This is a genomic window from Citrobacter sp. GW821-FHT02E08, from assembly GCF_059421685.1.
Map to the genome: position 1 here is coordinate 25,853 of NZ_JBWKVL010000023.1, position 11,781 is coordinate 37,633.

Below are 11,781 nucleotides of genomic sequence, written 5' to 3' on the forward strand. Positions count from 1 at the left end.
TGGCGATGCAATAGCAGATTGACTCTTGTTCCCTTCGCAGGTTTTAACCTGATCAGGTTCCGCGGATCCCGAATTAACGGTCTCAGCCCGTGTTTTCACACTGGGCACTCCGACAAGAAATAACCCCCGGTAAAGGGGGCGACAAAGGTAAGTTACGCGTTAATAGCGTCGAACTCAAGCAGGACGTTTTGCCCTGGCACTGTCGTGCATCGCGTCAAAGACCAGCATGATCAGCTTGTCTTCAAGGATAAATCGGGATTCCAGCGCTTCGCCGATATCTGATAAAACCTTTTGAAATTCAAGATAGTTATCATGATCGATGGCCATTTCCAGGCTGGAGTCGTAGTAATCCATAATGCGTTGCGTATTGGCTTCCAGCAACGGCCAAATTTTCGTTGCGTTTAAAAGCTGCCCGTTACCTTCCAATTTATGGAGAATACGTTCATAAATACTGAAGTGTCCGGCGGAAAGGTAATCGACCAGACTTTGACAAAAATCATCCAGCGCTTTTTCGTTTAAGCGCATGTACGATTCTTTGCCAGGCTTAATGCCAACCAAATTGTAGTAAGCCACGAGCAGATGCTTACGTACATGTAGCCAGCGATCAACCAGTTTATTACTTCCTCTGACGTGCTCTGTCAGGTTATCCAGCTGGTTTAACATGATTGACTCCGCAAGTTTAGATTCAAAAAACTGCTCACTCAAAAATGTAAAAATAATGTAAACAACATGCCTGTGAAGCAAAGGTAGCGCAAGAGATATGGATCGTATAATTGAAAAATTAGACAGCGGCTGGTGGATTGTCAGCCATGAGCAAAAAATATGGCTACCTCGCGGAGAACTGCCGCATGGCGAAGCGGCAACGTTCGATCTTGTTGGGCAGCGCGCTCTCCAGATTGGGGAGTGGGAAAGCGAACCCGTCTGGTTGGTACAGCAGCATCGCCGCCATGATATGGGATCCGTACGGCAGGTTATCGATCAGGATGTCGGTCTGTTTCAACTGGCGGGGCGCGGCGTGCAACTGGCGGAGTTTTACCGTTCACATAAATTCTGTGGCTACTGCGGGCACACAATGTACCCGAGTAAAACCGAATGGGCCATGTTGTGCAGTCATTGCCGCGAACGCTATTACCCTCAGATAGCGCCTTGCATTATTGTGGCGATTCGCCGTGAAGACACCCTTTTGCTCGCCCAACATACCCGCCATCGCAATGGCGTGCATACGGTGCTGGCCGGATTTGTTGAAGTGGGGGAAACCCTGGAACAAGCGGTGGCGCGTGAAGTCATGGAAGAAAGCCGTATTAAAGTGAAGAACCTGCGCTATGTCACGTCGCAGCCGTGGCCATTCCCGATGTCGCTCATGACTGCGTTTATGGCAGAGTACGACAGCGGGGAGATTGTTATCGATCCGAAGGAGTTACTGGACGCGGGTTGGTATCGTTATGACGATCTTCCGCTACTGCCGCCGCCGGGCACTGTCGCTCGTCGGTTGATCGAAGATACGGTGGCAATGTGTCGGGCAGAGTACGAGTGACATGATACACTGGACGCATAACGCTAAAGGAATGTAAAAATGACCGAACTGAAAAACGATCGTTACCTGCGTGCGCTGCTGCGCCAGCCCGTTGATGTCACCCCTGTATGGATGATGCGCCAGGCAGGCCGTTATCTCCCGGAGTATAAAGCCACCCGCGCACAAGCGGGCGATTTTATGTCACTGTGCAAAAATGCCGAGCTGGCGTGCGAAGTCACGCTCCAGCCGCTGCGCCGTTACCCGCTTGATGCGGCGATCCTCTTTTCGGACATCCTGACCATTCCGGATGCGATGGGCCTGGGGCTTTACTTTGAAGCCGGAGAAGGCCCGCGCTTTACCGCGCCGGTGACCTGCAAAGCCGACGTCGAAAAACTGCCAATCCCTGATCCCGAGGATGAACTGGGCTACGTGATGAATGCAGTACGCACTATTCGTCGCGAACTGAAAGGCGAAGTCCCGTTGATTGGTTTTTCCGGCAGTCCATGGACGCTGGCAACGTACATGGTGGAAGGCGGTAGCAGCAAAGCCTTTACCGTCATTAAAAAGATGATGTATGCAGACCCGCAGGCGCTCCATTTACTGCTCGATAAACTGGCGAAAAGCGTCACGTTGTATCTCAATGCGCAGATCAAAGCGGGCGCGCAGTCGGTGATGATTTTCGATACCTGGGGCGGCGTGCTGACCGGGCGCGATTATCAGCAGTTCTCGCTCTATTACATGCATAAAATCGTCGATGGTCTCCTGCGTGAGAATGAAGGGCGTCGTGTGCCGGTCACGCTGTTTACCAAAGGCGGCGGCCAATGGCTGGAAGCGATGGCGGAAACGGGCTGTGATGCGCTGGGACTCGACTGGACCACAGACATTGCCGATGCGCGTCGTCGCGTAGGACATAAAGTGGCGCTGCAGGGGAATATGGATCCTTCCATGCTGTATGCACCAGCGGCGCGTATTGAAGAAGAGGTCGCGACGATTCTGGCGGGATTCGGCCAGGGTGAAGGCCACGTCTTCAACCTTGGGCACGGCATTCACCAGGATGTGCCGCCAGAACATGCTGGAACCTTTGTGGAGGCAGTACACCGGATTTCAGCGCAGTATCACCAGTAAGGGATCGGCATGGATCTCGCGTCGCTACGCGCTCAACAGCTTGAACTGGCTGCATCGGTTTCCCGCGAGGATCGTCTGGATAACGATCCTCCGGATCTGATCGCAGGCGCTGATGTTGGGTTTGAGCAGGGCGGTGAAGTGACGCGAGCCGCAATGGTACTGTTGAAGTATCCTTCGCTTGAGCTGGTGGAGTACAAGGTGGCGCGCATCGCCACCACCATGCCGTATATTCCTGGCTTTCTCTCCTTTCGTGAATATCCCGCGCTGCTGGCCGCGTGGGAGCAACTCTCGCATAAGCCTGATTTAGTGTTTGTCGATGGCCACGGTATTTCTCATCCGCGTCGCCTCGGTGTTGCCAGCCATTTTGGGCTGCTGGTGGATGTGCCGACCATCGGCGTGGCGAAAAAACGGCTGTGCGGCAAATTTGACCCTCTCTCTGCCGAACCCGGCGCGCTGGCGCCGTTAATGGATAAGGGCGAGCAGCTGGCATGGGTCTGGCGTAGCAAAGCGCGCTGCAATCCACTGTTTGTTTCGACCGGGCACCGGGTTGGGCTGGACAGCGCCCTTGCGTGGGTACAACGCTGTATGAAAGGGTATCGCTTACCCGAGCCTACGCGCTGGGCTGACGCGGTGGCGTCGGACCGTCCGGCATTTGCGCGTTGGCAAGAAATTCAGCCTTGATTCAGGTACACTTCCGCTAATTATCGTTTTCGAGATCTCATCATGTTACAAAACCCGATTCATCTGCGCCTTGAGAAGCTGGAAAGCTGGCAGCATGTCACTTTTATGGCCTGTTTGTGCGAACGCATGTACCCCAACTACGCCATGTTCTGTCAGCAAACTGAATTTGGCGATGGGCAGATTTACCGCCGAATTCTGGATTTGATTTGGGAAGTGCTGACGGTCAAAGATGCGAAAATCAATTTCGACAGCCAGCTGGAAAAGTTTGAAGAGGCCATTCCGTCGGCAGATGATTACGATTTGTACGGCGTTTATCCCGCGATTGATGCCTGTGTGGCATTAAGCGAATTGATGCACTCGCGTCTGAGTGGTGAAACGCTGGAGCATGCGATTGAAGTCAGTAAGACGTCTATTACCACCGTTGCGATGCTGGAAATGACGCAAGCTGGTCGTGAAATGACCGATGAAGAGCTGAAAGAGAACCCTGCGGTTGAGCAAGAATGGGACATTCAGTGGGAAATATTCCGACTTTTGGCCGATTGCGAAGAACGCGATATTGAGCTGATAAAAGGGTTACGCGCAGACCTGCGCGAGTCCGGCGAGAGTAATATCGGTATAATTTTTCCGCAATGAGACCAGAAAACGTGATTTAACGCCTGATTTGTCATGCCTGAAGGCTTCCCTTCCGCCCCCCGTCTGGTCTACATTTGGGGGGCGAAAAAAAGTGGCTATCGGTGCGTGTATGCAGGAGAGTGCTTTTCTGGCATTTTCGTCGCACTCGATGCTTAGCAAGCGATAAACACATTGTAAGGATAACTTATGAACAAGACTCAACTGATTGATGTAATTGCAGACAAAGCAGAACTGTCCAAAACCCAGGCTAAAGCTGCTCTGGAATCCACTCTGGCTGCTATTACTGAGTCTCTGAAAGAAGGCGATGCTGTACAACTGGTTGGTTTCGGTACCTTCAAAGTGAACCACCGCGCTGAGCGCACTGGCCGCAACCCGCAGACCGGTAAAGAAATCAAAATCGCCGCAGCTAACGTGCCGGCATTTGTTTCTGGCAAAGCACTGAAAGACGCAGTTAAGTAATTCGCGTGGCAGTGAACAGTTTTAGCGAAGGGGCGGGTTCGCCCCTTTTGTCTGTCTGGCGTCGTACGCTGACGTTGGCAGGCGCGCTATTGCTGACCGCGTGCAGTCAGCACTCTTCGCTTCCCCCCTTTACGGCCAGCGGTTACGCGGACGATCAGGGGGCGGTGCGTGTCTGGCGTAAAGATTCCGGCGGTGATGTTCATCTGCTTTCCGTCTTTAGCCCATGGCGCAGCGGCGAGACGACCACGGCTGAATATCGCTGGCAAGGTGATACGCTTTCTCTGATTGAATTCAACGTTTACGGTAAACCGGCAGAGCATATTCGCGCCCGATTCGACGATCGTGGTGAACTGAGCTTTATGCAGCGTGAGGTTGGCGGGCAGAAACAGCAGCTTTCCAGCGATCAAATTGCGCTATACCGCTATCGCGCCGATCAAATCCGCCAGACCAGCGACGCGTTGCGTCAGGGGCGGGTGGTTTTACGCCAGGGACGCTGGCACGCCAATCAAACCATCACCACCTGCGAAGGCGAAACGCTGAAGCCCGATTTAGACGCGTGGGCAATCAGCCATATTGAGCGCCGCCAGAGTCGCTCGTCGGTTGAGGTGAGCGTGGCATGGCTGGAGGCGCCTGAAGGATCTCAGTTGCTACTGGTGGCGAATGAAGACTTCTGTCGCTGGCAGCCGCAAGAGAAAAGTTTCTGATTCAACGGGGTTTACCAGTGGCCCATCCCCATATGGCCGCCACCCCGATGATACCCGCCGCCACCGCAACCCATTCCTGTACCACGCGGCACGCCTGCTTCCACCATCGCAATATCGCGTTTCACCTGTTGATCATTCAGCGACTGACGCAAAGAGGCCATCTCTTTCGCCACGGCGCTAATTTTCGCGCTATCCGGTGAACTGGCGGTTAATAACGCATTGTACTCATACTGTTTGGACGTTAATTGCTGACGTAACGAACGGGTCTGCGAGTCGTAATCATCATCGATTTTCTGGGCGGCGGCTTGCTGTTCCGTTGTGAGCGCACTGACATTTTGTTGCCTCATCCCACTGTTGTCATTTCCCCAGTGATTTCGGGCGATGGCTGGGCTGGAACCCAGAACCATCAGGGATAGTGCGATCAGCGCCAGACCCGCCGTGTTATTCCGTTTCATATTTTGTCCTCTTGTTGGTTATCTTCCTTCCCTTTTGCATCTTCCATACCAGGTGTTCCATCCCCAGTCTGCGGGAGAAATATCAGCCGTTGAGTGGCTAAAGCGAGTAAAAATGACTCGCCTGATTTTCGCAGCGGGTCATTTTTACTCAGTAGCATCAGCAGTTTGTGTCTAAAGACAGGGTTGCAGGGCGCGAAAAGTGGCATGATTTCTGCTGGAACAAGGAGATGATCTGGCAATAGAGAGAACGTATGCGTGATATACGGCAACATAAGGATACGGTGGCGAGATGGCTGAGTGGCGTTCTGCCTGCCGCCATTCTCGTTCTGGTGGGGCTTTTTTCCGTCATGACCCTGCGGGATTACGGACGTGAGAGCGACGCTGCGCGGCAAACGCTACTGGAAAAAGGCAGCGTGCTGATCCGTGCACTGGAATCTGGCTCTCGGGTGGGGATGGGAATGCGTATGCACCATGCTCAGCAGCAGACCCTGCTGGAGGAAATGGCCGGACAACCGGGCGTACTGTGGTTTGCCATCACTGATGCGCAGGGCAATATCGTGACCCACAGCGACCCCGGGCGCGTCGGAAAATCACTCTACTCTGCGGACGAAATGCGCCAGTTAAATCCCGGTGATGAGGAAAGCTGGCGGCCGATCGCCATTCACCAGAATGGCGGAGAACCGACACCGGCGCTGGAAATTTATCGTCAGTTCCAGCCCATGTTTGCGTCAAAACGGCATGGCATGCGCAGCATGCCACGTTGTGAGGAGAGTGGCGGACAAGCGGCATCCGCGCCACAGACCATTTTTATTGCCTTTGACGCCAGCGATCTGGTCGCGACTCAGGCAAGAGAGTGGCGCAATACGGTGATTGTGCTTTCTGCGCTGGCGGGTGTATTGCTGGCAACAATGCTCTCTTATTTCTTGTATCGTCGCTACTTGCGTTCTCGTCAGCTGTTACAGGACGAGATGAAACGCAAAGAGAAGCTGGTGGCGCTCGGGCATCTGGCGGCGGGGGTGGCGCATGAAATTCGCAACCCGCTCTCTTCCATCAAAGGGCTGGCGAAGTATTTTGCCGAGCGCTCACCTGCGGGTGGCGAATCCTATGAGTTGGCGCAGGTGATGGCAAAAGAGGCCGATCGGTTAAATCGGGTGGTGAGCGAACTGCTGGAACTGGTAAGGCCTACGCATCTGACGCTGCAGTCGGTGGATCTCAATGACATCATCACTCACTCGTTACAGCTCGTTAGCCAGGATGCGCGAAGCAGGGCGATTCAGCTGCAGTTTACCGCCAATGTGTCGCTGCCGGCTGTTCAGACCGATCCTGACAGGCTAACGCAGGTATTACTGAACCTGTATCTGAACGCGATTCATGCTATTGGTCATCAGGGCGTCATTACGGTCGAGGTGGGCGAATGCGCAGGCGATCGCGTTAAAATTGTGGTCACCGACAGTGGGAAGGGGATTGCGGCAGAAGACCTGGATGCGATATTTACGCCGTACTTTACGACCAAAGCCGACGGTACCGGGCTTGGATTAGCGGTGGTACAGAACATCGTTGAGCAACACGGCGGAACCATTCAGGCGACAAGCGTTCCAGGTAAAGGCGCCGTCTTTACTCTTTATCTACCGATCAAAGCGAGAGAACAGGACAGACAAGGATGACACGCGTAAAAATCGATATTCTGGTCGTGGATGACGACATCAGCCATTGCACGATTTTACAGGCGCTGCTTCGTGGGTGGGGCTATGACGTGGCGCTGGCTTACGGTGGGCGCGAGGCCGTAGAGCGGGTACGCGAACATGTCTTTGATCTGGTGTTATGTGATGTGCGTATGGCCGAAATGGACGGCATCGAAACGCTTAAAGAGATCAAAGCGCTGAATCCGGCGATTCCCATTTTGATTATGACGGCGTACTCCAGCGTAGAAACCGCAGTAGAGGCGCTTAAAGCGGGCGCGCTGGATTACTTAATTAAACCACTGGATTTCGACAGCTTACAGGACACTCTCGAGAAAGCGCTGGCACATACGCGAAACGCTGGCGTTGAATCACCTTCAGCCTCTGCCGCTCAGTTCGGCATGATCGGCGAAAGCCCGGCGATGCAGCATTTGCTCACTGAAATTGCGATGGTGGCGCCCTCCGATGCCACGGTATTGATTCATGGCGACTCGGGAACCGGTAAAGAGTTGGTAGTCAGGGCGCTCCATGCCAGCAGTGCACGCAGCGAAAAACCACTGATAACGCTTAACTGCGCGGCGCTGAATGAGTCGCTGCTGGAGTCTGAGCTGTTTGGGCATGAAAAAGGCGCCTTCACCGGAGCAGATAAACGGCGCGAGGGACGTTTTGTGGAAGCCGACGGCGGCACGCTGTTTCTCGACGAAATCGGCGATATCTCGCCGATGATGCAGGTTCGTTTGCTGCGGGTTATTCAGGAGCGCGAGGTTCAGCGGGTCGGGAGTAATCAGACGATTTCTGTTGATGTCAGGCTGATTGCGGCGACTCACCGTGATTTGGCGGCGGAAGTCAGTGCCGGGCGTTTTCGTCAGGATCTCTATTATCGTCTGAATGTGGTAACGATCGAGATGCCGCCTTTGTGTCAGCGTCGGGAAGATATTCCGCTACTGGCCGAACACTTTCGTCAGCGATTTGCTGAGCGAAACCGTAAAGCGGTGAAGGGATTTACCCCGCAGGCGATGGATCTGCTGATTCACTATGCGTGGCCCGGGAATATCCGTGAACTGGAAAACGCCATTGAGCGCGCGGTGGTTCTGCTGACGGGGGAATATATCTCTGAACGCGAATTGCCACTCGCCATTGCGGCGACGTTGGTGAATGTCGACGATGATCGCGAGATCCAACCGCTGGTGGATGTTGAGAAAGAGGTGATTCTGGCGGCGCTGGAGAAAACGGGCGGCAACAAAACCGAAGCCGCCCGTCAGTTAGGGATTACGCGCAAAACGCTGTTGGCAAAACTGTCGCGTTAGTTCTGCTCACGCTCGATGGCGCGCCAGCCGATATCTTTACGGCTGAAGCTGCCATCCCAGTGGATATGATCCATCAGCGCGTAGGCGCGCTTCTGTGCTTCGGCGACGGTATGGCCCAGCGCAGTAGCGCACAGCACGCGCCCACCGCTGGTCAGTACCCGATCGTCATCAGCGAGTTTAGTCCCGGCGTGGAACACCTTACCGTTCGCCACTTCTTCCAGCGGCAGACCGTGGATCACGTCACCCGTGCGGTAGTCGCCCGGATAACCGCCGGCTGCCATGACGACGCCCAGAGAAGCGCGCTCGTCCCACTCGGAGGTCTTCTCGTCCAGCTTGCCTTCGCAGGCGGCCAGGCACAGCTCAACCAGATCGGACTTCATGCGCAGCATGATTGGCTGGGTTTCCGGATCGCCAAAGCGGCAGTTGAACTCAATAACCTTCGGATTGCCCTGTTTATCGATCATCAGACCGGCATACAGGAAACCGGTGTAGGTGTTGCCTTCCGCCGCCATGCCTTTCACAGTCGGCCAGATGATGCGTTCCATGGTGCGCTGGTGGACTTTATCCGTTACCACCGGGGCAGGGGAGTAAGCGCCCATCCCACCGGTGTTAGGCCCGGTGTCTTTATCGCCCACGCGTTTGTGATCCTGACTGGTGGCCATTGGCAGCACGTGCTCGCCGTCAACCATCACGATAAAGCTCGCTTCCTCGCCGTCGAGGAACTCTTCGATAACGATGCGATGACCCGCATCGCCAAAGGCGTTACCTGCCAGCATATCGTGAACGGCAGCTTCGGCCTCGCTCAGCGTCATCGCGACAATAACGCCTTTACCCGCCGCCAGACCGTCAGCTTTAATGACGATAGGCGCGCCTTTCTCACGCAGATAAGCCAGAGCAGGCTCAATCTCGGTAAAGTTCTGGTATTCCGCCGTTGGGATCTGATGGCGTGCCAGGAAATCCTTGGTGAACGCTTTTGACCCTTCCAGCTGTGCGGCACCTTCGGTTGGGCCGAAGATTTTCAGGCCCGCAGCGCGGAATGCGTCAACCACGCCAATCACCAGCGGCGCTTCCGGGCCGACGATGGTCAGGTCAATCTTCTCATTCTGGGCAAAGCTCAGCAGCGCCGGGATATCGGTCACGCCGATAGCGACGTTTTGCAGGGCTGGCTCCAGCGCCGTACCTGCGTTGCCTGGTGCCACAAAGACAGTTTCAACCTGCGGCGACTGCGCCGCTTTCCAGGCCAGCGCATGCTCGCGCCCGCCGTTACCAATCACTAATACTTTCATCGTCTGCTCCGTGAATTAATGGCGGAAGTGGCGCATGTCAGTGAAGAGCATCGCAATACCGTGCTCGTCGGCGGCGGCAATCACTTCATCATCACGAATAGAACCGCCAGGCTGAATGACGCAGGTCACGCCAGCCGCGGCTGCGGCGTCAATACCGTCGCGGAACGGGAAGAAGGCGTCAGAGGCCATCGATGAACCTTTCACTTCCAGACCTTCGTCGGCCGCTTTGATGCCTGCGATCTTCGCTGAGTAAACGCGACTCATCTGGCCCGCGCCGATACCGATAGTCATATTGCCTTTGGCATAGACGATGGCGTTGGATTTCACGAATTTCGCCACTTTCCAGCAGAACAGCGCATCACGCAGTTCCTGTTCGGTCGGCTGACGTTGGGTGACCACGCGCAGTTCTTCCGCGCCGACCATGCCCAGGTCACGATCCTGAACCAGCAAACCGCCGTTCACACGTTTGAAGTCCAGACCCGGTACGCGCTCAGCCCACTGGCCGCAGGTCAGTACGCGCACATTCTGTTTGGCTGCGGTGATTTTCAATGCTTCTTCGCTGGCGGACGGCGCAATGATCACCTCGACAAACTGACGCGAGATAATGGCCTGCGCGGTTTCAGCATCCAGTTCGCGGTTAAAGGCGATGATGCCGCCGAATGCGGAGGTCGGGTCGGTTTTGTATGCGCGATCGTAAGCGTCGAGGATAGAGTTACTGATGGCGACACCGCATGGGTTGGCGTGCTTCACAATCACACAGGCAGGTTCGGCGAACTCTTTCACACACTCCAGCGCTGCGTCTGTGTCAGCGATGTTGTTATAAGAGAGGGCTTTCCCCTGAACCTGCGTTGCGGTGGCAACGGAGGCTTCTTTGACACTCTCTTCTATATAGAAGGCAGCCTGCTGGTGGCTGTTTTCACCATAACGCATATCCTGCTTCTTAATGAAGTTGAGGTTCAGGGTGCGCGGGAAGCGACCAGCAGCTTCTTTGCTTTCGCCATGGTAGGCCGGAACCATGCTGCCGAAGTAGTTGGCGATCATGCTGTCATAGGCGGCGGTGTGCTCAAACGCTTTGATGGCGAGGTCGAAACGGGTGTCGAGGGTAAGAGAACCGTCGTTGGCATCCATCTCTTTAATAATGGCGGCATAGTCGCTGCTCTTTACTACGATGGCGACGTCTTTATGGTTCTTGGCGGCGGAGCGCACCATGGTTGGGCCGCCGATATCAATATTCTCTACCGCATCTTCCAGCGAGCAGCCTTCACGGGCAACGGTCTGGGCAAACGGATAAAGGTTAACAACCACCATGTCGATCGGCGCGATGCCGTGTTGTTCCATAATCCCGTCATCCTGGCCGCGACGACCGAGAATGCCGCCGTGGACTTTTGGATGCAGGGTCTTCACGCGTCCATCCATCATCTCCGGGAAACCGGTGTAATCGGAAACTTCGGTCACTGGCAGACCTTTCTCTGCTAACAGACGGGCTGTACCGCCTGTGGACAGCAGCTCCACACCGCGTGCGGAAAGTGCCTGGGCGAATTCGACAATACCGGCTTTGTCAGAAACACTGAGCAGAGCGCGGCGGACTGGACGACGTTGTTGCATGGTAAATCCCCTGGATTTGACAATGACAGAGAGCGTTAGCTGAATTTTTCGTGAAAAACTCAGCTAACGCCCCTTACGGGGCATCCTTATTTTGCGGTGGCATTGTAACGAAAACGTTTGCGCAACGCTCGCGAATTTTTCTTTTTCAATGTTGACCCCAGTTTTGCTCGCTGAAGATCGTATATATAGAAAGAAGATCGCAGAAATGATCGGGTGGTTTGTGGATAACTCTGTGTGTAAATGGGTATAAGGCGGGGTTTTGCTGTGGAATGCAGCAGTCAGTCATTTTTCTGTCATTTAAGGGTTGCGGGCGCCAGAGAACTCCCTATAATGC

At 54.7% G+C, this 11,781-nt stretch carries 12 protein-coding genes and 1 riboswitch; of the genes, 8 read left to right on the plus strand and 4 right to left on the minus strand.

Annotated features, from left to right (window positions below; genetic code table 11):
* Positions 1-12: 12 nt before the first annotated feature.
* Positions 13-122, minus strand: a riboswitch (TPP riboswitch).
* Between the two features lie 52 nt (positions 123-174).
* A complete protein-coding gene (gene rsd, locus AC07UY_RS20870) occupies positions 175-663 on the minus strand; it encodes a sigma D regulator (RefSeq protein WP_203359335.1) in 489 nt (162 codons plus the stop codon).
* A 97-nt stretch (positions 664-760) separates the two neighbouring features.
* On the opposite strand from rsd, the gene nudC reads away from it, so the two are divergent.
* From nudC to AC07UY_RS20900, 6 genes are all read left to right on the plus strand, one after another.
* Entirely contained in the window at positions 761-1,534 is a 774-nt protein-coding gene (gene nudC, locus AC07UY_RS20875) for an NAD(+) diphosphatase (protein WP_494701864.1), read from the plus strand.
* Between the two features lie 39 nt (positions 1,535-1,573).
* Positions 1,574-2,638, plus strand: a complete 1,065-nt coding sequence (gene hemE / locus AC07UY_RS20880; protein WP_494661687.1) for a uroporphyrinogen decarboxylase — start codon at positions 1,574-1,576, stop codon at positions 2,636-2,638.
* 9 nt (positions 2,639-2,647) lie between these two features.
* The gene (nfi, locus tag AC07UY_RS20885) at positions 2,648-3,319 is read left to right on the plus strand and encodes a deoxyribonuclease V (protein WP_494661688.1); all 672 of its coding nucleotides are present in this window, start codon (positions 2,648-2,650) and stop codon (positions 3,317-3,319) included.
* Positions 3,320-3,361: 42 nt separating this feature from the next.
* The gene (locus AC07UY_RS20890; RefSeq protein ID WP_494661689.1) at positions 3,362-3,952 is read left to right on the plus strand and encodes a YjaG family protein; all 591 of its coding nucleotides are present in this window, start codon (positions 3,362-3,364) and stop codon (positions 3,950-3,952) included.
* A 186-nt stretch (positions 3,953-4,138) separates the two neighbouring features.
* Positions 4,139-4,411: a nucleoid-associated protein HU-alpha gene (gene hupA, locus AC07UY_RS20895; RefSeq protein ID WP_001044509.1), complete on the plus strand. Its 273-nt coding sequence runs from the start codon at positions 4,139-4,141 to the stop codon at positions 4,409-4,411.
* Positions 4,412-4,422: 11 nt separating this feature from the next.
* Positions 4,423-5,115 (plus strand): DUF1481 domain-containing protein, encoded by a 693-nt coding sequence (locus tag AC07UY_RS20900; protein ID WP_494661695.1) that lies wholly within the window; start codon positions 4,423-4,425, stop codon positions 5,113-5,115.
* Between the two features lie 11 nt (positions 5,116-5,126).
* Here the strand turns inward: AC07UY_RS20900 and zraP are convergent, their stop codons facing one another.
* The gene (gene zraP, locus AC07UY_RS20905) at positions 5,127-5,570 is read right to left on the minus strand and encodes a zinc resistance sensor/chaperone ZraP (protein WP_494661690.1); all 444 of its coding nucleotides are present in this window, start codon (positions 5,568-5,570) and stop codon (positions 5,127-5,129) included.
* 251 nt (positions 5,571-5,821) lie between these two features.
* Here zraP and zraS point away from each other — a divergent pair, with 251 nt between their 5' ends.
* Both zraS and zraR read left to right on the plus strand, forming a co-directional pair.
* Positions 5,822-7,234 (plus strand): two-component system sensor histidine kinase ZraS, encoded by a 1,413-nt coding sequence (zraS, locus tag AC07UY_RS20910; RefSeq protein WP_494701863.1) that lies wholly within the window; start codon positions 5,822-5,824, stop codon positions 7,232-7,234.
* Positions 7,231-8,556, plus strand: a complete 1,326-nt coding sequence (gene zraR, locus AC07UY_RS20915) for a sigma-54-dependent response regulator transcription factor ZraR (RefSeq protein ID WP_494661692.1) — start codon at positions 7,231-7,233, stop codon at positions 8,554-8,556. Before zraS ends, zraR begins: the two co-directional genes overlap by 4 nt.
* Here zraR and purD read toward each other — a convergent pair.
* Positions 8,553-9,842, minus strand: a complete 1,290-nt coding sequence (gene purD, locus AC07UY_RS20920; protein ID WP_494701862.1) for a phosphoribosylamine--glycine ligase — start codon at positions 9,840-9,842, stop codon at positions 8,553-8,555. The genes zraR and purD overlap by 4 nt on opposite strands.
* Before the next feature lie 15 nt (positions 9,843-9,857).
* On the minus strand, positions 9,858-11,447 hold the full coding sequence (gene purH / locus AC07UY_RS20925) for a bifunctional phosphoribosylaminoimidazolecarboxamide formyltransferase/IMP cyclohydrolase (RefSeq protein WP_494701861.1): 1,590 nt from the start codon (positions 11,445-11,447) through the stop codon (positions 9,858-9,860).
* Between the last annotated feature and the right edge of the window lie 334 nt (positions 11,448-11,781).

Excerpts from the sequence above, each read along its gene's own strand:
- purD (WP_494701862.1), bottom strand. The coding sequence starts at position 9,842 with ATGAAAGTATTAGTGATTGGTAACGGCGGGCGCGAGCATGCGCTGGCC.
- nfi (WP_494661688.1), top strand. The coding sequence starts at position 2,648 with ATGGATCTCGCGTCGCTACGCGCTCAACAGCTTGAACTGGCTGCATCG.
- rsd (WP_203359335.1), bottom strand. The coding sequence starts at position 663 with ATGTTAAACCAGCTGGATAACCTGACAGAGCACGTCAGAGGAAGTAAT.
- zraR (WP_494661692.1), top strand. The coding sequence starts at position 7,231 with ATGACACGCGTAAAAATCGATATTCTGGTCGTGGATGACGACATCAGC.
- zraP (WP_494661690.1), bottom strand. The coding sequence starts at position 5,570 with ATGAAACGGAATAACACGGCGGGTCTGGCGCTGATCGCACTATCCCTG.
- purH (WP_494701861.1), bottom strand. The coding sequence starts at position 11,447 with ATGCAACAACGTCGTCCAGTCCGCCGCGCTCTGCTCAGTGTTTCTGAC.
- nudC (WP_494701864.1), top strand. The coding sequence starts at position 761 with ATGGATCGTATAATTGAAAAATTAGACAGCGGCTGGTGGATTGTCAGC.
- zraS (WP_494701863.1), top strand. The coding sequence starts at position 5,822 with ATGCGTGATATACGGCAACATAAGGATACGGTGGCGAGATGGCTGAGT.
- hupA (WP_001044509.1), top strand. The coding sequence starts at position 4,139 with ATGAACAAGACTCAACTGATTGATGTAATTGCAGACAAAGCAGAACTG.
- AC07UY_RS20890 (WP_494661689.1), top strand. The coding sequence starts at position 3,362 with ATGTTACAAAACCCGATTCATCTGCGCCTTGAGAAGCTGGAAAGCTGG.
- hemE (WP_494661687.1), top strand. The coding sequence starts at position 1,574 with ATGACCGAACTGAAAAACGATCGTTACCTGCGTGCGCTGCTGCGCCAG.